The organism is Rhizobium leucaenae USDA 9039 (genome assembly GCF_000426285.1).
In the GTDB taxonomy this organism is placed as follows: Bacteria; Pseudomonadota; Alphaproteobacteria; order Rhizobiales; family Rhizobiaceae; genus Rhizobium; species Rhizobium leucaenae.
This window is the reverse complement of record NZ_AUFB01000001.1, coordinates 448,003-470,828: the sequence shown is the minus strand read 5'-3', so window position 1 is coordinate 470,828 and position 22,826 is coordinate 448,003. Positions and strand designations below refer to the sequence as shown.

29 protein-coding genes and 1 pseudogene are annotated in these 22,826 nt (G+C 58.6%); 13 read left to right on the top strand and 17 right to left on the bottom strand.

Annotation, left to right across the window (positions count from 1 at the left end; all coding sequences use genetic code 11):
- Position 1: 1 nt before the first annotated feature.
- Positions 2-907 (bottom strand): c-type cytochrome, encoded by a 906-nt coding sequence (locus tag K290_RS0102210; protein ID WP_028750360.1) that lies wholly within the window; start codon positions 905-907, stop codon positions 2-4.
- A 128-nt stretch (positions 908-1,035) separates the two neighbouring features.
- Positions 1,036-1,548 (bottom strand): ferritin-like domain-containing protein, encoded by a 513-nt coding sequence (locus tag K290_RS0102205; RefSeq protein WP_028750359.1) that lies wholly within the window; start codon positions 1,546-1,548, stop codon positions 1,036-1,038.
- A gap of 403 nt (positions 1,549-1,951) precedes the next feature.
- Here K290_RS0102205 and K290_RS0102200 point away from each other — a divergent pair, with 403 nt between their 5' ends.
- Complete coding sequence (locus tag K290_RS0102200; RefSeq protein WP_245276448.1) at positions 1,952-2,560, top strand: hypothetical protein; 609 nt, start codon at positions 1,952-1,954, stop codon at positions 2,558-2,560.
- 35 nt (positions 2,561-2,595) lie between these two features.
- Here the strand turns inward: K290_RS0102200 and K290_RS0102195 are convergent, their stop codons facing one another.
- Positions 2,596-3,621: a Gfo/Idh/MocA family protein gene (locus K290_RS0102195; protein WP_028750357.1), complete on the bottom strand. Its 1,026-nt coding sequence runs from the start codon at positions 3,619-3,621 to the stop codon at positions 2,596-2,598.
- On the bottom strand, positions 3,618-4,607 hold the full coding sequence (locus K290_RS0102190; protein WP_028750356.1) for an MDR/zinc-dependent alcohol dehydrogenase-like family protein: 990 nt from the start codon (positions 4,605-4,607) through the stop codon (positions 3,618-3,620). The genes K290_RS0102195 and K290_RS0102190 overlap by 4 nt, the downstream gene beginning before the upstream one ends.
- Before the next feature lie 237 nt (positions 4,608-4,844).
- Here K290_RS0102190 and K290_RS0102185 point away from each other — a divergent pair, with 237 nt between their 5' ends.
- The 8 genes from K290_RS0102185 to K290_RS0102150 all read left to right on the top strand — a co-directional run bounded on the left by K290_RS0102185 (position 4,845) and on the right by K290_RS0102150 (position 13,309).
- Complete coding sequence (locus K290_RS0102185) at positions 4,845-5,951, top strand: NAD-dependent epimerase/dehydratase family protein (RefSeq protein WP_028750355.1); 1,107 nt, start codon at positions 4,845-4,847, stop codon at positions 5,949-5,951.
- Positions 5,948-7,018, top strand: coding sequence for an NAD-dependent epimerase/dehydratase family protein (locus tag K290_RS33665; protein ID WP_051263915.1), 1,071 nt, complete (start codon positions 5,948-5,950; stop codon positions 7,016-7,018). The genes K290_RS0102185 and K290_RS33665 overlap by 4 nt, the downstream gene beginning before the upstream one ends.
- Before the next feature lie 83 nt (positions 7,019-7,101).
- A complete protein-coding gene (locus K290_RS0102175; RefSeq protein WP_051263935.1) occupies positions 7,102-8,181 on the top strand; it encodes a glycosyltransferase family 4 protein in 1,080 nt (359 codons plus the stop codon).
- Positions 8,178-9,296, top strand: a complete 1,119-nt coding sequence (locus K290_RS0102170) for a CgeB family protein (protein ID WP_028750353.1) — start codon at positions 8,178-8,180, stop codon at positions 9,294-9,296. Before K290_RS0102175 ends, K290_RS0102170 begins: the two co-directional genes overlap by 4 nt.
- A complete protein-coding gene (locus tag K290_RS0102165; protein WP_028750352.1) occupies positions 9,293-10,381 on the top strand; it encodes a CgeB family protein in 1,089 nt (362 codons plus the stop codon). The genes K290_RS0102170 and K290_RS0102165 overlap by 4 nt, the downstream gene beginning before the upstream one ends.
- Positions 10,378-11,484, top strand: a complete 1,107-nt coding sequence (locus K290_RS0102160; RefSeq protein ID WP_028750351.1) for a CgeB family protein — start codon at positions 10,378-10,380, stop codon at positions 11,482-11,484. The genes K290_RS0102165 and K290_RS0102160 overlap by 4 nt, the downstream gene beginning before the upstream one ends.
- 20 nt (positions 11,485-11,504) lie before the next feature.
- On the top strand, positions 11,505-12,536 hold the full coding sequence (locus K290_RS0102155; RefSeq protein WP_037134650.1) for a UDP-glucuronic acid decarboxylase family protein: 1,032 nt from the start codon (positions 11,505-11,507) through the stop codon (positions 12,534-12,536).
- A 2-nt stretch (positions 12,537-12,538) separates the two neighbouring features.
- Positions 12,539-13,309: a TIGR04290 family methyltransferase gene (locus tag K290_RS0102150; RefSeq protein WP_051263914.1), complete on the top strand. Its 771-nt coding sequence runs from the start codon at positions 12,539-12,541 to the stop codon at positions 13,307-13,309.
- Positions 13,310-13,375: 66 nt separating this feature from the next.
- On the opposite strand, the gene K290_RS37795 is transcribed toward K290_RS0102150, so the two are convergent.
- The 5 genes from K290_RS37795 to K290_RS0102125 all read right to left on the bottom strand — a co-directional run bounded on the left by K290_RS37795 (position 13,376) and on the right by K290_RS0102125 (position 16,797).
- Positions 13,376-13,537, bottom strand: a complete 162-nt coding sequence (locus K290_RS37795; protein ID WP_154668533.1) for a hypothetical protein — start codon at positions 13,535-13,537, stop codon at positions 13,376-13,378.
- Between the two features lie 150 nt (positions 13,538-13,687).
- A complete protein-coding gene (locus tag K290_RS0102140; protein WP_028750348.1) occupies positions 13,688-14,974 on the bottom strand; it encodes an Nramp family divalent metal transporter in 1,287 nt (428 codons plus the stop codon).
- 258 nt (positions 14,975-15,232) lie between these two features.
- Positions 15,233-16,009 carry a DUF1236 domain-containing protein gene (locus K290_RS0102135; RefSeq protein ID WP_037134648.1) on the bottom strand — a complete coding sequence of 259 codons (777 nt, stop codon included), beginning with the start codon at positions 16,007-16,009 and terminating at the stop codon, positions 15,233-15,235.
- A gap of 30 nt (positions 16,010-16,039) precedes the next feature.
- On the bottom strand, positions 16,040-16,291 hold the full coding sequence (locus K290_RS0102130; protein ID WP_028750346.1) for a hypothetical protein: 252 nt from the start codon (positions 16,289-16,291) through the stop codon (positions 16,040-16,042).
- 107 nt (positions 16,292-16,398) lie between these two features.
- Positions 16,399-16,797, bottom strand: coding sequence for a DUF1236 domain-containing protein (locus K290_RS0102125; protein WP_028750345.1), 399 nt, complete (start codon positions 16,795-16,797; stop codon positions 16,399-16,401).
- A 428-nt stretch (positions 16,798-17,225) separates the two neighbouring features.
- Between K290_RS0102125 and K290_RS0102120 the strand changes: the two genes are divergently transcribed.
- Complete coding sequence (locus K290_RS0102120; RefSeq protein WP_028750344.1) at positions 17,226-17,708, top strand: NUDIX hydrolase; 483 nt, start codon at positions 17,226-17,228, stop codon at positions 17,706-17,708.
- A gap of 25 nt (positions 17,709-17,733) precedes the next feature.
- Here K290_RS0102120 and K290_RS38230 read toward each other — a convergent pair.
- From K290_RS38230 to K290_RS0102085, 8 genes and pseudogenes are all read right to left on the bottom strand, one after another.
- Positions 17,734-17,958 (bottom strand): annotated as a pseudogene (locus K290_RS38230) (hypothetical protein); the annotation flags it as partial.
- 66 nt (positions 17,959-18,024) lie between these two features.
- The gene (locus tag K290_RS36060) at positions 18,025-18,219 is read right to left on the bottom strand and encodes a hypothetical protein (RefSeq protein WP_065091426.1); all 195 of its coding nucleotides are present in this window, start codon (positions 18,217-18,219) and stop codon (positions 18,025-18,027) included.
- 65 nt (positions 18,220-18,284) lie between these two features.
- Positions 18,285-18,521, bottom strand: coding sequence for a 30S ribosomal protein S21 (gene rpsU / locus K290_RS0102110; protein WP_028750342.1), 237 nt, complete (start codon positions 18,519-18,521; stop codon positions 18,285-18,287).
- A 40-nt stretch (positions 18,522-18,561) separates the two neighbouring features.
- On the bottom strand, positions 18,562-18,714 hold the full coding sequence (locus K290_RS37790) for a hypothetical protein (RefSeq protein WP_172830999.1): 153 nt from the start codon (positions 18,712-18,714) through the stop codon (positions 18,562-18,564).
- Between the two features lie 229 nt (positions 18,715-18,943).
- Positions 18,944-19,198, bottom strand: a complete 255-nt coding sequence (locus K290_RS0102100) for a hypothetical protein (RefSeq protein WP_051263913.1) — start codon at positions 19,196-19,198, stop codon at positions 18,944-18,946.
- A 170-nt stretch (positions 19,199-19,368) separates the two neighbouring features.
- Positions 19,369-19,554 (bottom strand): hypothetical protein, encoded by a 186-nt coding sequence (locus K290_RS38855; RefSeq protein WP_028750340.1) that lies wholly within the window; start codon positions 19,552-19,554, stop codon positions 19,369-19,371.
- A 38-nt stretch (positions 19,555-19,592) separates the two neighbouring features.
- Positions 19,593-19,757 (bottom strand): hypothetical protein, encoded by a 165-nt coding sequence (locus K290_RS38225; RefSeq protein WP_245276447.1) that lies wholly within the window; start codon positions 19,755-19,757, stop codon positions 19,593-19,595.
- A gap of 59 nt (positions 19,758-19,816) precedes the next feature.
- Positions 19,817-20,401: a TMEM175 family protein gene (locus K290_RS0102085; RefSeq protein ID WP_028750339.1), complete on the bottom strand. Its 585-nt coding sequence runs from the start codon at positions 20,399-20,401 to the stop codon at positions 19,817-19,819.
- Between the two features lie 189 nt (positions 20,402-20,590).
- On the opposite strand from K290_RS0102085, the gene K290_RS0102080 reads away from it, so the two are divergent.
- From K290_RS0102080 to K290_RS0102070, 3 genes are all read left to right on the top strand, one after another.
- Positions 20,591-21,211, top strand: a complete 621-nt coding sequence (locus K290_RS0102080; protein WP_028750338.1) for a CGNR zinc finger domain-containing protein — start codon at positions 20,591-20,593, stop codon at positions 21,209-21,211.
- 291 nt (positions 21,212-21,502) lie between these two features.
- Positions 21,503-22,363: an alpha/beta fold hydrolase gene (locus tag K290_RS0102075; RefSeq protein ID WP_028750337.1), complete on the top strand. Its 861-nt coding sequence runs from the start codon at positions 21,503-21,505 to the stop codon at positions 22,361-22,363.
- Between the two features lie 230 nt (positions 22,364-22,593).
- The gene (locus tag K290_RS0102070) at positions 22,594-22,800 is read left to right on the top strand and encodes a KTSC domain-containing protein (protein WP_028750336.1); all 207 of its coding nucleotides are present in this window, start codon (positions 22,594-22,596) and stop codon (positions 22,798-22,800) included.
- Positions 22,801-22,826 lie beyond the last annotated feature (26 nt).

The following is a 22,826-nucleotide window of genomic DNA, read 5'->3' as shown; positions in this document are numbered from 1 at the left end:
TTCAAGGATGCGGCGTCGGACGGGCGGGCAGCGTCTTGATGTAGCGCGCGATAGCGTCGCGATCGCTCTGCGGCAGCATCGCCATGTTGGTGACGACCTCGGCCATGGAGGAGCCGACGCGGCCGTGATCCGGCGTGTTGCCGCTCTTCAATACTTCCGCGATGTCGGCTTCGGACCAATGTCCAATCCGGCTCGGCGTGATGTTGGGAATGAAGCCTGTGCCCTCAGGGTCGATGCCGCCGGCAAACCGCGTTTCGGCCTTGATGGCACCGAAGAAATTGCGTGACGAATGGCATTCTGCACAATGGCCAACGGTCTCGACCAGATAGCCGCCGCGGGCGAGGACGGGATCGGCAGCGAGGGGCGCCTGCGTCTGTCCTACCCGGAAGAACAGGAGCTTCCAAAAGCCCAACATGCGGCGTATGCGGAACAGAAGAAACAGGTCATGTGGGGGCGGACGGCCGGAAACCGGAGCCAATGTCTTCAGATAGGCCCGTAGGTCCTTGATGTCCTCAATCCGCATGCCCGTATAGCTCGTATAGGGGAACACCGGATAGTAGTGCTGATGGCGAGGAGAAGCGCCGCCGATCATGGCATTGGCGAGATCGACCGTGCTCCAGGCACCTATGCCATCGACGGGATCGGATGAGATATTGGGTGCGCGGAATGTGCCGAAGGGGGATGCGAGCGCGATGCCGCCGCCCAATCTGAGCCGGTCCTGCTGGCCAGGAGTGGCGTGACAGGACGCGCAGTCGCCAGCCGCAAAGATAAGCTGCCCCCACGCCGGATCGCCATCGCCTTGAAGGCGCGGATCATTTGCAGCAAAAGGAATGGTCGGTTCCATCAAGAACCAGATCGCGGCGGCAGCCACTGCGGCGGCGATGCACAGCCAAATCAGAATGCGCATAGTTCTATCGACCGATCCGGGGAGCTTGAGTTGTGGCGCTCCAATAGAACTGACAACCGGGCCATCCGTTCCGTTTTGCGGATGACCTTCCCGAGATTACCCGCGATCGATCGCATAGGACGTTTCCGTCAGACCTTGGCGGTCGCTCCACCTTCCCGCAGCAGCAGAAATTTTTGAGTGACAGCCGCCAGATTGGTGTCAAGCCATTTTGCCATTGCCTGTTCTTCGGCAAGATTGGACTGGAGGGCGGTCGTGGCGGCGGCAAAGCCGCCGGCATCGGCGACCGTCAATAGGGATTTGTAGGCGGCGATCTCAAAGTTTTCGAATGCGAAATTGGCAAGGGAATTCTTCAGGATCTCGTCACCCGCCATGGTGTGACCCATGGCCGCCATCGTGCCTGTGAACGACAGAGCCATATCCTTCAATGTCGAATGATCTTCGTCCAGGCCGTCCAGAACTTCCTCAAGGCGTGTGATCTGGCCCTCGGTTTCCCGAATGTGCTGTTCGAGTTTGGCGGCGACCTCCGGATAGTTTTCGATGCGCGACAGTTGCGGCTTCATAATGCTGAGTGCCTGATTTTCCATCGCGTGCGCATTTCTGAGGCCGACGATAAAGACGTCGCGGATTTCGTTGTCTGCCATGGTGTCCTCCGTAGGTTGGTAGCTCCGAACCTCAACCGGTCGGAGTTGTTCCCGTCAAGGCTGGTCGCCGGGCAGAGGTGCGGCACATGTGCATCGCAGCAAAAAACTTCGATCCGAGGGGTTTACAAGCAGTTCCTTGAATGGGACTCTGCTCATCGAGAGTTGCTTGAGGCGCGCGGAGCGTTGCCTCGCGCAACCACGGTGTGCGTGCCCAAAATGGCGGGCAATACACCGTTGGACCAGCTCTTACCAACCAATCAATCCGAGGCTGAAAATGCGTTTTCGCATTGGATTCGGCTGTCGATGCAGCGCTCTGACGCGCTGGCCTCGATACAAATGCAATTGGGCTTTTGTGATGAGATTCGTTTCAATAGGTATTTTCCTCTGTGTTCTCGCAGGTGCCATGCCGCTTTCGCGTGGAGCTGATGCCGGCGATCTGGTGATCTGGTCGCCGGTCAAGGTTGCTCCGAGGACCTATCGCGCGACGATCGGCTTTCGGCTGCCCATGGCCTGGGAAATGAGCGCGGGTGCGGATGTCGGTCTTGCAGGCGCGGCCGGTGGAACGATCCTGAGCGGTTCCGAACTTGCCACGCTGTGGGGACGAGCGGTGGACAATCGCAGTAATTTCGCCAGCAATTCACGGCGCGAGATCGGAGTGCGGGTGGACACGTTGAGGGGCAGCGGAATGCTGCATCTTGGCCGCTCGCAAAATTGGATATTCTCGACAGATCTCGATATCCAGACGTTGCGGTCGTTGAACGTCAGCTATGCCACGATGCAGACCGCTCCGGCCTCGATCACTGCCTCGCAGGGGGTAAAGATGATCTTTCCCTGGATCGGGACGTCGATTTCGGCGAGCGGAGAAGTGACGAACATTAAGGGCGCCTTTTCGAGTACCCTTGCCTTAAACCAGGCGATCGTGCCTAATCTCAATTTCACAGCTTCGTTGACCGATCCCATGACGTTGACGCCCGCCGGCAACGTGCGGGTCGACTACCGCATCAAGTGGTAGCAGGTGCAGCCTACAAGACTCGCGAAGAGATTATCTCAGCGGTCGTAGATGGCATCGAGGAGTGCTGCCGAAGCGATCAGCTTCTCGCATTCGGGATCGTAGGTTTTGCCGGCGGCAAGGCGCATCGCCCATTCGGCGGCAGCGCGACCGCCCCATTCATCCGGCGGCGCCGCAAGAACCTCCGTCCGGGTTCCGCGATGACGCTCGGCGATGAAATCGTAAAATGATCCACTGACGTTGCGCATTGTCGCGCCGCCCGCGTCTCCATAGAAAGCGGCGCTGATCATGGCATCGCAGCCCGCATGCAACCGCCATGAGCATGTCAGCCGCAAGACGGTGCCGGTCGACAGCGTGGCTGTTGCGATAGCGAAATCTTCGACCTCGTTGCTACCGGCCAGAACCGGAGCGCCCTCCCGGAAAAGGCTGCTTTCGATCTCGGTGACGGCCGGAAAGTCGAGCGTCCAAAGCGCAAGGTCCGCCAGATGAATGCCGAGGTCCATGACACATCCGCCACCCGAGAGGGCCTTGTCGTAGAACCAAGCCTTATCCGGTCCGTAGGCGTTGTGAAAAACCATGTCCACCGCGAAGATATTGCCGAGTTCGCCGCTGCGGACAAGATCGCGGATACTGCGCATGCCCTTTGTTTGGCGATAGGAAAGATCGACGCCCAGGAGCCTGTCCGCAGCCTGCGCTGCTTCGACCACGCGTTCGACTTCCTGCCGCGTGCGGCCCAATGGCTTTTGGCAGAAAACCGCTATGCCGCGCTTCAGTGCCTCGATCGATTGCTGCGCATGCAATGCGCTGGGAGTCGCAATAACGATGCCATCAAGGTCCTCCTGCAGCAGCGCCTCGAAAGAGGCCACGACGACCGCTCCCGGCGCGAGTTCGCGCGCCGCTTGCGCCATGTCCGGCGATGGATCGCAGATAACAGCCGCATCGGCCAGCCCGGTCTCCAAGATGGCTTTCATCCGATGCCGCCCGATCCAGCCCACACCCAGAAAACCGATCCGGGGAGAACGGACAAGGGCGTGCTCTCCAATGTCGAGATCGAGTTCGCTCATGGATAGACAATCAAGGCTTTGACGAAACCATCGGGGCGGTCTCGCGTCATGTTCAGAGCATCATCGAGGCGTACTAAGGGGAAGCGGTGAGTATAAAGCGGCGATGGATCGAGGCGGCCGGAGCGGATCGCGGTGACAGCATCGCGAATGCCTTGGATATAGATTGCGGGATCGCGCTCATGCGCGTTGACGACATCGAGGCCGCGCCAGTTCCACAATTGCATATTGATTTGCCTCGGCCCATCCTGGTGGTAGCCGGCGACGATGAGGCGGCCACGTTCACGGGTCAGTTCGGCGGCCAGATCGAGCGGCCATTGTTTTCCGACAGCTTCGATGACCCTGTCGCAGAAGCGCCCGTTCGTGATCTGCTTAACATGCTCGATGATCCGCCAGTGATCATCCAACGGAATGGTCTCGCCCGCGCCCGAATGCCTTGCGAGGTCGAGCGAAAATGGCCGGCGGGAAAGGGCGATGACGCGCGCGCCAGCCGCCACGCAGAGCTGCGTCAGCAGAGCGCCAAGAAAGCCGATGCCGACGATCGCGACAGTCTGCCCGGCAACGATGTCGCTGCGCTTGAAAATATTCAGGGCGCAACCCAGCGGTTCCCCAGGAAAGGGTTTGCCGTCGAATTCAGCGGGGAGAGGGACGACGGCATTTTCATCGGCGATATCATGGGTGGCATAGGCGTGCTGGCCGAGGGACGCGACGCGGTCGCCGATGGCGACGCTCTGAACATTCTCTCCGACGGCATCGACCACACCCCAGCCTTCGTGGCCGAGCCCTCCTGGTTCCGTGGGAAATCGCATCCATTCGGGACCTGCCCATGGCGTTAAATTGGATGCACAGACCCCGCAACCTTCAAGCTTGACGCGGAGCTGCCCCGGCCCAGGTTGCGGAAGGGGTACGTCTTCTACGCGCAGCCGTCCGGCTCCAATGACGACGGCGGCCTTCATCGTCTGTGTTTGCACCGGTGTAAGTACGTTCATCGCATCCTCCTGCTGATGTCGTCGGTTGAGCGCCGCATCCGGCAGTCCCCAAAGCTCGCCTAACTTTGCTGGAACAGGCTTGTTCCGGAGAAGTTGTTGATGAAGAAGAACCCTGGTTCCGCCGCGGAGCCGGCAGGTGTCATTGAAGATAAAGATGTCATAGCTTGAGGAACATTCCTTAGGGCTCATGGTTCGGAGGCGATCAAAAGCTCCCCAACCCACAGCTCCAGGTGAATGATGTCACGTATTCTTGTTACTGGTGGTTGCGGCTTCATTGGCCGTCATGTTACGGAAGAACTTCTCGAAAATGGATATGAGGTCCGCATCCTCGATGCGTTGATCGATCAGGTGCACGGCGACGGCGAGGTTCATCTCTCCAGTGCGGCAGAGCTTATCCGTGGTGATGTGCGGGACAAACACGCGGTTCGGGAGGCGCTGGAGGAGATCGATGGCGTCGTTCACCTCGCCGCAGAGGTCGGTGTCGGACAGTCCATGTACGAGATCGCCCGCTATGTGGGCAGCAACGATCTCGGCACCGCGGTCCTCCTCGAAGCGACGATCGGCCTTCCGGTCAAACGTATCGTCGTTGCCTCCTCCATGAGCGTCTATGGGGAAGGAATGTACGTATCGCGTGCGGGAGAGCATTTCGGCTTCATACGCCGCAATGGCGCGCGCATCAGGCAAGGACAATGGGACCCGCTTGGTCCGGACGGCGAGGCGCTTGTTCGGGCTCCGACCGATGAGGAAAAGCCGGTCGATCTCGCATCGATATACGCGCTCACCAAATTCGCGCAGGAGCGTCAGTTCCTGATCTTCGGCGAGGCCTATGGTGTGGAGGCCGTAGCACTGCGGCTTTTCAACGTGTTCGGTGCTGGCCAGGCGCTCTCCAATCCCTATACCGGCGTACTTGCGAATTTCGCCTCCCGTCTCGCCAACGGCCATCCGCCGATGATATTCGAGGATGGCGAGCAGCGCCGGGATTTCGTGCATGTGCGCGACGTCGCGCGTGCCTTCCGCCTTGCACTGGAACAGCCTCGGGCTCCCGGCCATGTCATCAATATCGGCAGCGGCCAGGCCTATACGATATCCGAGGTGGCCATGCTGCTGGCCGAGGCGATGGGTCTTGGCCAAATTAGGCCTGACATCACCGGCAAAGCGCGTTCCGGCGACATCCGGCATTGTTTCGCCGATATTTCCAAGGCCCGGGAACTGCTTGGCTTCGAACCGCGGCACCGTCTCGACAATTCGCTCGCTCCGTTTGCCGAATGGGTTCTCGCCACCGGTGCGGTTGACCGGAACGCCGAGATGACGAAGCACCTTCAAGAGCGGGGGCTTATGTCATGAGACCGGGAAGCGCGCCCGTTGTTGTCGTCGGAGGCAGCGGCTTCATCGGCAGCAATCTCGCCGACAGCTACCTGAGGGATGGCGAAGAGGTGGTCATTCTCGACAATCTCAGCCGTCCCGGAGTCGATGCGAACCTCCGGTGGCTCAAGACCAATCATGGGGAGCGCGTTCATCCCGTGCTCGCTGATATCCGCGACCTCAGTGCCATAGAGCCGGTTTTTTCGGATGCGAAAGCGGTTTTTCATCTTGCTGCTCAGACAGCGGTGACAACGAGCCTCGTTCATCCGATCCATGATTTCGAAACCAATGCGCGCGGAACGATCAATGTCCTGGAGGCTGTGCGCAAGGCGGGACGCAACGCGCCGCTAGTCTTTGCAAGCACCAACAAGGTGTACGGCGATATCGAGGACATCTCCATGCAGGAACTCGATGACCGGTACGTTCCGGCCGACGAGAGGCTGCGTGCGCATGGCTTCGACGAAAGCCGGAAACTGGATTTCTGCACACCCTATGGCTGCTCGAAGGGGGTCGCCGACCAATATGTCCTGGACTATGCCAAGTCCTACGGCATGCCGACAGCGGCGCTTCGAATGAGTTGCATATACGGCCCACGGCAGTTCGGCACCGAGGATCAGGGCTGGGTTGCTCATTTTCTCACCTGTGTATTGCAAGGCACCAAAATCTCGATCTACGGCGACGGAAAACAGGTCCGCGACATTCTACACGTGAACGATGCCGTCGCGGCCTATCGAGCCGTCATGCGGTCGATCGATAGCCTCAAAGGCAAGGCCTTCAATCTCGGTGGCGGTCCGCAAAACGCAATCAGCATCAACATGGCGCTGCACGAGATCCACCGATTGACCGGCCGTGCTGTCGACACGGCAAAGGGCGACTGGCGCGCCGGCGACCAGCTTTATTTCGTCGCCGATACGCGAGCGCTGCAAAGCGCCGTCGGATGGGGGCCTCAAATAAGCTGGCGCGACGGTATCCGCGACCTGCATGATTGGCTGGTCGAAAATCGTTTCGCAGCTTCCCAGGTTCGCCAGCCGAGGAGGGTGACGGCATGAACGGCGCGCTCGGAGTGAACCAGGATCGCCTTTCGCTGCCGGCTTCTTTTCAAACTCAAGTCAGCCGGCCGCGCAACGTTCTGATGACACTCGACGCTGTCGGTGGAGTCTGGCGCTATGCGATGGATCTCGCCGGGGGTCTCAGACATTGCGGTGTGCAGACGGTCTTTGCCGGTCTCGGACCGCCACCATCCGCCGAGCAATCGCGGGAAGCCTGCGAGACCGGAACCTTGACGTGGCTTAACGTTCCGCTCGATTGGACGACGGAAAGTGAAGAGCGGCTCGATGTCATCCCCGATCTCCTGGCGGGGCTCGCGGCGGAGCATTCCATCGACTTGCTCCATCTCAATTTGCCCTCCCAGGCGGCAGGATTGAATATCGACTTGCCGGTGGTAGTGGTCTCGCATTCCTGCGTCGTTACCTGGTTCGAGACTGTCAGGGGTAGCGATGTTCCGGCCGGTTGGCTCTGGCAGGAGCGCCGCAACAGGCTTGGGTTCGATCGTGCCGATGCGGTCATGGCACCGAGCCGCAGCCATGCGGATGCGCTTCGCCGCAGCTACGGGCCGATCGACAATATCGAGATTGTCTACAATTCCTGCCGTTTCGAACCACCGCCGGTGTCGAAAGAGGAGTTCGTTCTGGCTGCCGGCCGGTGGTGGGACGAAGGCAAGAACGGCGCCGTTCTGGATCAAGCCGCGAGCCTTTGCCACGCTCGCGTGCTCATGGCGGGACCGCCCGAAGGACCCGCCGGCCAGCACATCGCCCTCCGCAATGCGACTTGCCTCGGCGAGCTGCCGCATCAGGAGATAATGACGCTCATGGCAAAAGCCGCGATCGTGGTCTCTCCCTCCGTTTACGAACCGTTCGGCCTTGCCGCCCTCGAAGGAGCGCGCGCCGGCGCCGCGCTGGTCCTGGCCGATATTCCGACCTACCGCGAGCTTTGGAACGGCGCGGCGCTTTTTGCCGATCCGCACAATCCGCAATCCTTTGCGGATGCGATCAACAGGCTCATGGACGATGCCGCGATGCGAACTGCCCTTGGCGGCCTTGCACAGCGGCGCTCGCGCGACTTTTCCGCCGACGCCCAATGCCTGTCGCTTCTGAATGTCTATGCGCGTGCCATGCAGCGTGCCTGCGGCCTGCGGCAAAGGGGCAAGCTATGAAGTTTCTTTTTTATACCCATTCCCTCGTGTCCGACTGGAATCACGGCAACGCACATTTCCTGCGTGGGATCATGCGCGATCTTATCAGGCGCGGCCATGATACCGTCGCGCTGGAACCGGCGGGATCGTGGAGCCGAGCCAATCTGTTGAGAGACCAGGGGCAGGGCGCGATCGTGGCTTTCCACCGCGCCTTTCCACGGCTGCATTCGACCTCGTATCACGACGGCTTCGACCACGAGTCGGCGGTCGGCGCGGCCGACGTCGTCGTCGTGCATGAATGGACCGATCCGGCGCTGGTTGCACGCTTGGGCAAGGCAAGACGGCAAGGCGGCAGGTTTACCCTCGTCTTTCACGATACGCATCATCGCGCGGTGTCGGCGCGGGGAGATATAGCAGGTCTTGCTCTCGAGGATTACGACATCGTCCTGACCTTCGGCGAAACCCTGAGAGAGCGTTATCTTCGGGCTGGGTGGGGGCGCAATGTCTTCACCTGGCACGAGGCTGCGGACGATGCGCTCTTCAAGCCCATGCCCGATGTCGAGAAGAAGGGCGACCTGATCTGGATCGGCAATTGGGGTGACGGCGAGCGCAGCGCTGAGATCGCGTCATTCTTGATCGATCCGAGCCGCCGCCTTGGACCGAATACTGTGACGACCGTTCGCGGAGTACGCTATCCCGTGCAGGCACTGGAAGCTCTTCAAGAAGCCGGCATAAATTACGGCGGCTGGATCGCCAATGCGGAGGTGCCGCGCGCTTTCGCGGAAAATCGCGTCACCATGCATATTCCGAGACGCCCGTATGTCGAGGCGCTGCCTGGCATACCCACCATCCGCATGTTCGAGGCGCTCGCCTGCGGCATCCCTTTGATATCGGCGCCATGGAATGACGTCGAAGGCCTGTTCCGGGCTGGAAAGGATTTCCGCTTTGCCCGGGATGGCAATGAAATGACGCGTTTGCTGCGCGAGGTTCTTTCCGATCAATCCTTTGCGTCGGACCTCGCAGCCAGCGGATTGGAGACGATTCGCACGCGCCATACCTGCCGTCATCGCGTCGATGAACTGTTCGGCATCCTCGAGCGGCATGGCGTGCTCGGTCAGAGGGAGGTGGCGGAATGAAGATCGCCTTCTATGGATCGAGCCTCCTCTCCGCCTATTGGAACGGTGCGGCAACATATTATCGGGGCCTGCTGCGCGCCCTTGCGCAACGAGGTTATCAGATCACCTTCTATGAGCCGGATGTCTATCAGCGGCAGCAAAATCGCGACATCGATCCGCCGGAATGGTGCAATGTGGTCGTCTATGAAGGCACGGTTGACGCGCTGAAAAACGTCGCTGCCGAAGCAGCACTGGCGGATATCGTCGTCAAGGCAAGCGGCGTCGGCTTCGAGGACGACCTGCTCCTGCAGCAGGTGATGAAGGCGGCCCGCCCCGGGGCGCTGAAAATATTCTGGGACGTCGATGCACCGGCAACGCTGGCCGAACTGAAGGGATCATCCGAGCATCCGCTGCGGACAGAGCTTGCCGATCTCGACCTAGTTCTGACCTATGGCGGCGGCGATCCCGTTGTCGCGGCCTATCGCGCGGTCGGAGCGGCAAGTTGTGTACCGATATACAACGCGCTCGATCCGGAAACCCATCATCCCGTTGCCAGGGATCGCCGTTTAGAAGCGGATCTCGGCTTTCTCGGCAATCGGCTTCCCGATCGCGAAGCGCGGGTCGAAACCTTCTTTCTTGAACCGGCCGCAAACTCAAGCGACCTTCGCTTTCTGCTGGGCGGCTCGGGATGGAAGGACAAGCCGATGACGCCGAACGTCAACTATATCGGTCACGTCTCGACCAGGGATCACAATGCTTTCAATGTGACCCCGAAGGCCGTCCTCAATATTTCCCGCGAGAGCATGGCCCAGAACGGTTTTTCGCCTGCTACCCGCGTCTTCGAGGCCGCCGGTGCCGGCGCTTGTTTGATCACGGACCATTGGGAAGGCATCGACCATTTCCTGAAGCCGGACGAGGAGATCCTGGTCGCCAGGGATGGGCAAGATGTCCGAGACATCCTCGCAGGTCTGACTGTCGAGCGCGCGGCTGACATCGGCAGGAGCGCGCTTCAAAGGGTCCTTCGAGAACATACCTATCAGCATCGCGCCGTCGAAGTGGACCGCCAGTTCCGGTCGCACTCGGGCAGGAAGGAAGCGGCGGAATGAACCGGCCCCTCGATATCGTCGTCCTCGGCCTTTCGCTGTCTTCCTCCTGGGGCAATGGCCATGCTACGACCTTCCGCGCGCTTTTGAGAGGCTTGCAAGCTGAGGGCCATAAGGTTCTCTTCCTCGAACGCGATGTTCCCTGGTATGCGGCGGAGCGCGATCTGCTGGATCCGGGTTTCTGCGAGCTTTCATATTATCATGCGGTCGATGAGCTCATTGCGGGCTTCCGGCGCCGCCTGGCCTCGGCCGATGCCGTCATCATCGGCTCCTACGTGCCGCAGGGCGTTGCGGTCATCGATGCCGTCGCCGCTCTGCGCCCCCGTCTTTTATGTTTTTATGACATCGACACGCCGGTGACGCTCGCAAAGCTCGATCGAAACGATGAGGAATATGTCGCGCGTCGCCAGATGCCGCTGTTCGATCTCTACTTCTCTTTCTCCGGCGGACAGGTGATCGACCGGCTCGAAACGCGCTACGGCGTGTCGCAGGGCACAGCCCTTTATTGCTCCGTCGATGCGGAGCAATATAGACATACGGGCGAAGACCTCGAATGGGACCTCGGTTACCTCGGCACCTATAGTGCCGACCGCCAGCCCATGCTCGAAAGATTGCTGATCGAGCCGGCGCGCCAATTGCCGATGATGCGTTTCGTCGTTGCAGGCCCGCAATATCCGGATCATATCGAATGGCCCGCCAATGTCGCCCGCATCGAGCATCTTCCGCCGGCTGATCACCCCTCCTTCTACAGCCGACAGCGATTCACGCTCAATTTGACGCGTGCCGCGATGACCGCAGCCGGCTGGTCGCCGAGCGTTCGCCTCTTCGAAGCCGCCGCCTGCCGTACTCCGATTATCAGCGATTTTTGGAGAGGCCTGGATGAGCTGTTTGCGAAAGACGAAGCCATCATCATCGCCCGTGATGCTTCTGAGGTTGTCGAAGCCTTGATTTGCCTGCCGGCCGAAAAGCGGCAGCGGATGGCGGATGCCGCCTATCGGATCGTGCATGATCGCCACACGGGTCGCGCCCGGGCAAGGCAATTGGTCTCGGCGCTCGTCACCAGCCGCCAGAGAGCCGATCAGTCGGCCCAAGGTATTTCAGCGTAACAGTGCAAAGGAGAAATCGCATGCGGCATGGGACCAAAAAAAACATTCTCGTTGCCGGTGGTGCGGGATTTGTCGGCTCGCATCTCTGCGATGCGCTGCTTGCCAGTGGCGACAAGGTAATCTGTGTCGACAGCTTCCTGACGAGTTCGCCCGACAATATCCTGGCGCTGCAAAACAATCCGGATTTTACCTTCATCGAGCAGGATATCTGCGATGAGCTGGATATTCGCCAACCGATCGCTCAGATCTATAATCTGGCTTGCCCGGCATCGCCGCCCTTCTACCAGGCGGACCCGATCCACACCATGATGACGAGCGTTACCGGCACCGGCAATCTGCTGCGGCTCGCAGCGCGTCACGGCGCGTCGTTTTTGCAGGCGTCCACGAGCGAGGTTTACGGCGACCCGGAGGAGCACCCGCAGCGGGAAGACTATTGGGGCCATGTCAATTGCATTGGACCCCGCGCCTGCTACGACGAAGGAAAGCGAGCGGCCGAGACGCTCTGCTTCGATAGCCTTCGCACGGGGCAGGTGGATGCGCGCGTCGTCCGCATCTTCAATACCTACGGTCCGCGCATGCAGCCCAATGACGGACGCATCGTTTCCAATCTCATAGTACAGGCGCTGCGCAACGAGCCTTTGACGATCTATGGCGATGGGGCGCAGACGCGGTCCTTCTGCTACGTCTCCGATCTCGTCGACGGTTTGATACGGCTGATGAATGTCCAACCGAATGCCGGCCTGCCGGTCAATCTCGGCAATCCCGGCGAATTCACCATTGCCGAACTGGCGGAGATGGTCCTGACGATGGTGCCGACACGTTCGACGATCGTTCATAGGCCGCTGCCTCAGGACGATCCGCAGCGCCGGCGCCCGGACATTTCACGGGCAAAGCAGTTGCTGCATTGGGAACCGAAAGTTGCCCTGGCCGAAGGACTGGCGCATACGATCGCCTGGTTCAGCCACACGCTTGCCGAAAAGCCGGTCGTTCAGCGCGCAAACCATCGGCGCATAGCGATCGAAGACTCAACGGAACTACCGCTCGGAGCGTGACGATGACCATCGACGCGGAAAAGCACGGAAACTTGCGCCGACGAATTGCGGAACTCGGCCCCTGGTTTCACAATCTTCGGATCGAAGGCATCGAGACCGCGCCCGACCATTTTCTTGGCGATTATCCGAGTTTCAAGTGGCGGCATTTCAAAGAGGCGGTGCCGGCAGATCTCAAAGGCTGGAGCGTCCTGGATATCGGCTGCAATGCAGGCTTTTATTCACTGGAAATGAAACGGCGCAACGCCGACCGTGTGGTCGCCATCGATACCGATCCGCATTATCTCCGCCAGGCAGAGTTCGTGGCGGCCCAAAGCGGAGTCGATATCGAACTTCGCCAGATGTCCGTCTATGACATCGCGCAGCTCAAAGAAAAATTCGATCTCGTGATTTTCATGGGTGTCCTCTATCACCTCCGTCATCCTCTTCTTGCCTTGGATCTGCTTCGTGAGCACGTCGTCCGCGACCTCATGCTGTTTCAGTGCATGCAGCGCGGCGCAGAGACAATTCCGGAACTGGCGAACGATTACGATTTTTCCGAGCGTAGCATCTTCGACCGGCCCGATTATCCGAAGCTGTTCTTCATCGAGAACCGCTATGCCGGCGACCCGACAAACTGGTTCATTCCGAACAAGGCGGCAGCGGAAGCGATGCTTCGAAGCGCCAGCTTTATCATACTTCAAAATCCCGAGCCCGAGGTCTATCTGCTTGGGTGCGGCGAGCGTGACTGCGCCATCGAAATCCCTTCCGTTGTCAGCCGATCCAATGCTGGCTGACGGAAACGAGCCTGCCTTCAGCCGACTTGCGGAAGGGCGATGGCAACCAAAAGGCGCCGCAGAATATTATTGCGACTGGTCGAGGGCATGCGGTGATGGCTGCCCGGGCCGCTCCGGCTGGCGCTCGCGAAAGGTTATTGCGCCTGCGATCAGAATGCATGCGGCGACGGCAATCATCACGATATAGACGATCAACGCGCGGTACTTTCCGTGCTCCAAGGATGGCATCGCCGTTTATCCTTCCATTGCTGTCGCGTAGGGTTCGAGAGCCCGAACATCCTGGAGTTTCGAATGTTCCTGGCGCCATGCTGGGTACGGGGCAGGGCCGGCAACGGGCGAACGGAGCATCGGCCGGCGGAGAGCAAGGCGCGGTACGCTTCAGAGAAACCAGCTCACCACGAGCCCGATGCTCGCCGAGAAGATCGCGGCTGTCGTTATGTAGGCCATGATATTCAATCCCCGCGAATTGACCTTGTCGCCCATAATCTTCCGGTTGTTGGTCATCAGCACGATGAGCAGCAGGAGCGGCGGCGTCGAAAAGCCCTGGACGATACCTGACCACACCAGCGCCTTCATCGGATTGAAACCGAGAAAATTCATCGCGACCGCAACCGCCGTGACGGCGGCGATGATGACGTAGAAAATAGGCGCTTCACGCGCGGTCGCGTGGAGACTTCCTTTCCAACCGAACGACTGGGCGAGATCGTAGGCGGCGCCCGTCGTCATGACGGGCACTGCGAGAAAGCCGACGGAAACCACGCCGGCGGCAAAGAGATAGCCCGCCGCATCGCCGGCAATCGGCTTCAGCGCCTCCGCCGCCTGCGCCGCCGTCTCGATCTCGGTTTGACCATTGGCATGCAGCGTTGCGCCGGTGCAAAGAATGATGAAATACATGATCATATTGGAAAATGACATGCCGATCAGGATGTCGCGACGGGAACGTCGCAGTTCGCGGTTGCTGGTGCCCTTACGCTCATTCAAGGTTGTCTGCCCGTCCGCTATCTTCTCCTCGACCTCCTCGTTGGACTGCCAGGTATAGAGATAGGCGGAAAGCGTCGTGCCGATGATGGCGACGAGTATGGAGAGGAAATCCTTGTTGAATTCGAGCGATACCACGAATGTGCCTTTTAACGTCGATATCAGGTCAGGCTTTGCGAGAAAGGCGGCCGCCACGTAGGCGACCAACGTCAGCGCGAGCCAGCGGAAGATGTTGCGGATCAGCGTGTAGGAGCCGAAGACCTGCAGAGCGAAAATGACTCCCGCGGTGATCGTTACAAGCAGCGGAGTAGGCAGTGGCGCGAAGATGCCGATCGAAGCGGCCATGCCCCCGAGGTCCGCGGCGGCTTCTATCATATTGCCGAGGACGACGCCTGTCAGAACAAGCCATAGTAGCCAGCGGGGATAGAAGTCATGGATCGCCTGGAACAGGCCTCGGCCCGATACCTGACCGAGCTTGGAGGAAAGATAGACGATGGTGAACATCATCGGCAGGGTGACAGGCGCTGTCCAAAGGATATCCAGCCCGAAACGGGCGCCTGCACTGGCATAGGTGCCTATGGCTGACGGATCGTCATCGGCCGCCCCGGAAATGAAACCCCGGCCGAGGGCGTTGCCGAGGCCGGAGTTCTCTTTATCGCGAACATCTTGGGAGGATTGCTGCCGCATCAGGCTGGCCGCCCGCGCGAGCGGGTCACGATGGTTGCCATCCATCGTGGTGGCAAAAACGATCTACGCTGATATTCTGGAATCTTCACATCGGCTCCCCATTCTCGGAAAGCCGAACTCGCGATGGGCTGACTGGTTCCGAAGCCAGCGCGGCAACCCCGTAAGATTTTGCTTCAACTCGGCAATATCACGGAAACGCGGCGAGAGAGTCATCGCATTTTCTGATGTTACGATGGCTCTCGGTGCTATTGGGCCTTGTCAGGCGGTGAAGACAAAAACGATCTTAAACGTGTCGGGATCGACGATTATGATGCGGCCGTCATCAAGGACGAAGTACCGATACGACTTGTATTGCGGCACGATCTTGACGATCCGCGGCGGAAGTGTCTCGAGCCTTATGGAGTGCGGAATGGTGGCGCCGACGGACACCGTCTTGACTTCCGACACCTGAACCGGCTTGACGTGAGATTCCTTGATTACGTCACGCACCTGCGTTTGCTGCTCGACGGTGATGTTGGTGTTGGAGGTAGTGTTCTGGGTGGTATTCGTCTGGGTGTTGGTGCTGCCAGTCTTCGACGTGTCAATGGATTTCGACTGATCCGTGCCTGTTTGCGTCTTGCCGGATGTCGTCGATTGTTGGGTCTCCTGGGTGTTGGGCTTCTGAGTGTCGGTGCTCGTTCCGGACTTCTGAGTCGTTTCGGTCTTAGTTTTGCCTGTCGACTGAGTGTCTGACGAGCCGTTCTCTCCGGTCGTCTGCTGCTTGGTCGATGATTTCGCCTTCGGCAGTGTGGTTTGCGACGAATCGTCGGAAGTGCCCGACGTGCTTTGTGCCGTCGTTCCGCCCTGTGTCTTCGTCTCACTTTGGGTCTTCGTTTCACCCTGCGTCTTCATCTCACCGGATTTGCTCTTGGACGTACCGGTTTTCGGCAGGACGGTGGAATCTTGTGACTCTTGCGCAGTCGCAACGGAGTGAGCCACTGGGGAGAGGCTAAGCGCGGCGGACGCCAAGAGAATGTAGAACAGATTGCGAGTCATCTTGAACTCCTTCTAGTGCACTGTTGCCAGTCAGCGGCAAAAGCGCTGTTGCTTCACGATAAGCCGGCCATGATGATGCGTTTCCACGGTCCTGCTCATGCAATGGACATGATGATGACGGACATCTTCTCCGACGCGATAGGTCGATGCGGAGTGATAGCCCTCGTTATAATAGCCGGAGCTATCATTGGTTGTGATCGCGGCCGACCGGGCGTGGGTCGGAACTGCCATCGTCGTCAACGCGCCCGCTGCGAGCGCGCATGCGATAAGAAGTTTCTTCATTCTTTCTCCATTCCGGGCACACGCCGGCCGCGGCGCCAAGAGGCGCCGGGTTCTGCGTCCTACTTGTGAGGAATTATTGGAGAGCCTTCAGGCTCTCCAATGGTCGATCAGTTGAGCACCCTGATCACTTTCCGCGAGGATGGCTCAACGATTACGCGCTCGTGGTTTACTACCGCGTAGGCGTATTTCGGATTTTCCGGAATCGTTCTTACTCTGACGGTTTCGGGCAGCGGCTGACCAACGACCACCTTTTCCCTGACCACAACCGAGTCCTCAGGCATCGGCTGTTCTTGCACGTATGTTACGACCTTCTGCGGCGGCGGATCGATCGCGGTGCCGACAATAGCACCCGCAACACCACCGACTGCGGCTCCTACCGGACCGCCTACGATGGCACCCGTTACTGCCCCGCCTGCGGCGCCATTAACGGTCGACGATTGTGCGAAGGCATACCCGCTCGCTAATGCAAGGGAGAGGGCTGCCACACCAAATACTTTCGTTTTCATCAGTTTCTCCTTTGTATTTCCTGTTCGTCCGCGGGTAACGGAGCTTTGATAAAACAACTGAGAACCGGCTCTGTTCCTGTTTTGAGGCTTCAGTCGGGAGGGGGTAAGACTTTGGTCCCAGGGCCTTCGGACTAAGGTCCTATAACGTTCGATGCGCCACCAAACTTATGTGTGGCACTCGCCACCTTGTGGGCGTCAAACGGTGAACAAAGGCTGGTGGTTGCGGCCGGCACGCGAGGTTGTTACCGGGAACAAATGCTTTCAGCGGCAGTTCGAATGCCCGCGAGGTGGTCATCCTTGCTCAAGGTGCCGCACGCCTCATGCGGCCATGGAAGCCTGCCGTTGGCGACTGTTCGCCTCTGCCGACGGCAGGTTTGTTGGTCGAAGGACGGCGGGCGTCATATTTATTAGGAACCCTGCGAGACTACATGACTAAGAACGAACCCCATCTTGCACGCCTTGCAGCCTATGCGGAAACAATGATGAATGGCGAGATGGTCGAACAATTCGGAGCGATCTGCTCTCGCACGGGCGCTGATGGAGCCATCGAAGTTCTCCTTATCACCACACGCGAAACGCATCGTTGGACCATTCCCAAGGGATGGCCGATCAAGGGTTTGAAACCGAACGAGGTTGCGGAGCGCGAGGCTTGGGAAGAGGCCGGGGTTAAAGGCAAGGCCAAGAAAAAGCCTTTTGGTTACTACACATATCTCAAGGTTTTAGATGCGGAAAACGCCACGCCGTCGATGGTCGAAGTCCATCTTTTGGAAGTCGAGAAGGTGTGCAGCAAATTTCCGGAACGCAAACAACGTACCACGGAATGGCTGTCACCTTTGGAAGCTGCCTTAAGAGTGCAGGAGCCGGAGTTGAAGGGACTGCTTGCTCGATTGATCGAGTCTCCCATCCGTTGACGCAGCCCGGTGCGTCGCACCCCGTTCAGGCTTTCTCCTCCCGTTCGAGAATTTTGTCGATCGTTATCGGAAAATGACGGATGCGCTTTCCGGTCGCGTGGAAGATTGCGTTCGATACTGCGGCTGCTAGCCAAAGATGTCGATTTCGCCAACGCCCTTGACACCGATCGGGCTGGGGGTCGTGTACATCCCCGAAGATTACCTCGATGTGTTCGACGTCTGCCTGGGTCGGGATATGATATTCCGCAAGATCGAAGTGCGATTTGATTGTTCCAATCCGATTGCTGCGGCAGGCGCGTTCCCGGTCCGGCCGGCTTCAATGAACGCTCGGGACGTTTGTAACGGTCGCGAAATCCTCGGCCGTCAATTCGCTGATCGCGATCAACACCTCTTCACGCGAGAAGCCGGATCTGATCGTTCGTTCGATCAGATCTTGCAAGTCGGGTTCAATGACATCGCGGCAATCCTCTAGCCGCTCTTCAGAAACGGTCACGCTATACAATTCGTCCATCATTCAACCTTTCCTTCAACTCCGAGCCGCCGCATCGAAGGGCGGCTCGGGCGGTCGTTCGTTCTCTATCGTGCCGATGATCTTCGTTTGGCCGAAGCGATGAGGCCTTCGCGCTGCATCTTCTTCCGAGCGGCTTTGCGCTGCCGGCTGATCGCCTGTGCTCTTTCCCGAATGCGGCGTTCGGAAGGCTTCTCGTAGGCCCGCCGTTCTTTCATTTCCCGGAACAGCCCTTCGCGCTGCATCTTTCTTTTCAGCGCTCTGAGCGCCTGTTCGACATTATTGTCTCTGACCAAAACCTGCATTTTGTTCTCCTTGTCGTTGGGGTTGGTAAGCGGCTGTCGATCAGCCGAGCTGTTCGGCGACCAATTCCTGCAATTCGCGGCGTGTGAGAAGGCAGGGATATGGTTTCCAGTTGTTGTCGGGCCGGTTCACAGCCTCATCGCGCTCGCGCGGCTTCACCGCCGCGGGCGCGGCAGCGATGTTTGATTTATTCAATTGAAGTCCTCCGCCGACCGTCCAGTCAGCGCAAATGATAAGGAATAGCGGAAACGCCCATCACGCAAATGAGCGGTGGGCACGTTGGCTGCGGACTGATGCTTTTGCCAGCGTTCTGGAGAAGCATCGGCTTCGGCGCGACACATGAGGTTGCGCGGCTTCGCAGCCGTCACGGCATTAAATGGGGACGAGGGCTAGCCTTTGCAAGGTGGCGATGACGCGGATGAGCCTAAGGCCTCATCGACTCCAATTCCTTTTGGAGGCGGTTTCGTTCGGCAATATGCATGAGCTGCAGTTCCTCAAACGTCGATAGGAGCTGGCGGGCTTGCGAAGTGTCGTGTTGGCCTCGCCTAAGTTTGACAATGATTTGCTTTTGCCGCGCGATATGTCTGCGGCCCTGGGCCACGTGCTGCTTCGCCATTTTTAAATGTTGTTCTACCAGTTGCTTATCCATGCGTAATTGTACGCCTAGGACGATGTTCATGCATCTGCTTCTTCAACGTCTTCGCAGGCAAGGAAGTCCGTCGTGACGAGCGGGTAAACGGGAGCCGTTTTACATCGCGAGCAGGTCACCCGCAGAGTTCAAACGCAAAGGCGGACGCCAAGTCGACCTTGACCGTGATCGCATCGGAGCATGTATCCGCCGGCGAGACATTACCGCCACCGAGGTTGTTTCGGCGGTGCGTTTGCGTGTAACTCATGCAATGGAGCGTGCCGACCCAATAGCTTGACCAGTTTTTTGGTTTCGGCTGCGTCAACGCCGTGCTTCTTGCAATGTTTCTCAACGTCCAGCTCACGGGGGCCGGGCCTTTTGACCTGTCGGTTTTGCAAACTCTTCATGGCGCATTCCTCCTGGCGGAGAAACGCTCCCGGGTCACTTATTGTTCATAAGTTATTTCTGTCGGGCCGCTGGCTTCGTGTTTCGGAATTTCATGATGAGTAACCGCTTCCGCGATGATCTCTACGACGGCGCGCGGATTGGTAATCGAAGGCGTGTGATCAGCGGCAACGGACCGGATCCGGGCGCCCATGCGTTCTGCCATGAAGCGCTGCGGGCCGGCGCTTCCAGCGCTATGAGGAGGTTAATCAAGCGGCGGATTTGTTAAGTACTCACCTCGGAAACATCGGGTCGGACGTAAAGCAACAGACAGAAAACGATAACGCCGAGGCCAAGCGCAGGAGACCACAGGGCAATCAATGCGGCGCTCAGAAACAGCACGATCGTCGCCAGTGATCGCATGCGCATCATTCGCCGGATGCGATCGGATGAATTCTCATGGGAGGGGCGGTCCACAGCTTCCCAACACAGCGCAAGATATGTCACGTTCACGGCAACGAAGACCAGGGCGTAAAGCGTCACTGGTGCTGAGCCGAGGTCGCTGTCGGCGATCCACGCCGTCGTGAAAGGAATGAGGGAGACGGAGAACAGATGGGCAAAATTGGCCCAGATAAGCCGCGGGGTCGCCGTCTCTGCAAAGCGCAGCACATGATGATGATTGATCCATACCACCGCGAGGAACCAATAGCTGACTGCATAGCTCAAGCCCTCCGGCCAGAGTTCCTTCAATGCAGTGAAACTTGCCTCATGCGGCGGCCGAAGTTCCAGAACGAGAATCGTGATGATGATCGCAAAAACGCCATCGGAAAAGAGACTGAGCCGCTCGGCGGTCGGTTTTCGCTCAACCATTGTCTTCCTCCATATGGTTCAAATGCTCGCCGGGCAAAGGCAAGGTGCCAGCGCGCGAGAATATCACCGCCAAAACTATTAACCAATTTACTGGACTTTAAAAGGTTATTTCATTAACTGATAGCTAGCGCTGCGTTGATGGAGCAGGCGATCGATCATAGCATGAATAAGCTTCAAGCGAGGTAAGAGATGGCCGCACGCAACCCACCAGCAATCTTCGTCGGGGATGCCGCTGCTCTTGATTTTCTGAATTCCTTGGCAACCCCGGTCGACACGCCTTTCGAATGGCTCAACGACGGCGAGGGATTTATCCAGTGGCTTCGCGAGGCTGGTCTTGTTTCGGAGCGGAGACTGCAGTCCATCGCCGGAAATGCGATGCCCGGAGAGCTCGATTCACTGGCTGCGCAGGCACGTTCGCTGCGCGAATGGTTCCGCAGTTTCGTCAGGGAACACAAGGGAAGACCTCTCGACGGGGACGCGCTCGAGCAGCTCGGACCTCTCAACCGCCTGCTGGCGCGGGACGAACAATTCCGGCAAATCGTGAGCGGAGGCGGAGAGAACGGTGCGACCGGATTGCGCTGGAGCAGGGAACGCCGATGGAAATCGCCTGACGCCCTCTTATCCCCCATTGCGGAAGCGATGGGCGAACTCGTCTGCGCCGAGGAATTCTCGGATGTCAAAGCGTGCGAAGGTCACAATTGCACGCTTCTCTTCATCGATCGCACGCGCGGCAAGAAGCGCCGATGGTGCAGCATGGCGGTTTGCGGCAATCGCGCCAAGCAGGCAGCTCACCGCGCCCGGTCAAACTAGCCGCAGGCGGCTGTCAGGTGCGATCAGATCCGCTCGCTGGACGGATAGATTGGCGACCGCAGCGTGAAGACATTGCGGCTGAATAATTGCCCGCGTCGGCGGCGCCGTCGCTCCCTCACCCATGGCGGTTAGATTTCCAAGATCGAAACATATTTTCACGGCGACGGCCCGCGATGTTGCGCGACCGGCGAATGGCGCGCGGCCTAACCTTTATAATGCCCATTGACTGGTTATACTACTCGTGTAACCTTATTGACGTCATTAATCAGGTTACGAAAAAGGAGTGGTTCTATGACGAAGGTGCACTATCGGAAGGTGGATGTGGGCGGTCTCGGCGTCTATTACCGCGAGGCAGGCGATCGAAAGAAGCCGACACTTCTGCTGCTGCATGGGTTTCCGAGTTCCGGTCATATGTTTCGCGATCTGATCCCGGCTTTGGCTGCCGATTTTCATCTGGTGGCTCCCGATCTGCCGGGCTTCGGCCAGACGGATCTGCCGCCGCGTTCGGAGTTTTCCTATTCTTTCGACAACGTCGCCAAAGTGATCGACCGTTTCACGGAGGTGATCGGGCTGAGACGGTTCGCGATTTACGTGTTCGACTATGGCGCCCCGACCGGTTTCCGGCTGGCGACCTGGCACCCCGACCGGATCGCGGGGATCATTTCGCAGAATGGTAATGCCTATGAGGAAGGATTGAGCGAGGGGTGGAACCCGATCAGGGCTTATTGGAACGATCCGTCTTTCGCCAATCGCGACGCGTTGAGATCATTCCTCCAGCCGGAAGCCACGATATGGCAATATACCCACGGCGTGACCGATCCGACGCTGATTTCGCCGGACGGTTATTCTCTCGATAACTACTATCTCGCGCGGGAAGGGGCGACTGAGGCCCAACTCGACCTCTTCGGCGACTATAAGAGCAACGTCGCTCTTTATCCGGAATTCCAGGCCTATTTCAGAAAGCATCAGCCCAAGTTCCTGGCTGTTTGGGGCAAGAACGATCCGTTTTTCCTGCCGCCGGGCGCCGAGGCGTTCAAGCGGGATATCCCGAACGCCGACATTCGATTCTTCGACACGGGTCACTTCGCCCTTGAGACGCATTGCGAGGAGATCGCGGCCGCGGTCAAGAATGTCTTCTCGGGCGCCGAGTGAACTTCCGAGGGGGCTCGGGCAACCGGAACCCCTCAACAATTTACCACCGGGACGAATCATGGCAGGCAAGGTAACGATTGTGACGGGCGCAAGGCCATTTGTGCCGCGCTGGTTCACCTGGCTGAATGTCCCATAAAATGTTGTGCCGAAGCGCTACATTTTCTTAACTAGTTCATTTCATTGGATATTGGGATTTTCATGGCACAACCGGCTTAAAAGCGAGGTGAACTATGAAAGAACTTCCAGTTTCATCGAAAATTATTAAATCGGTTTTTTTCCATCCAGGCGACGGGCGTCTTTATATTCGCTTCAAGAATGGCGAGGAGCGTCTCTTTACAGGCGTTCCGGAAGAGGCTGCATTGGCTATGGTGGAGGCTTCCTCCCCCGGCCAGCACTACATCGAACATATTCGTACTCGCTTCGAGCGTGTTGCTTAAAAGAATTCCAGCAAGCCGCGCCGCGG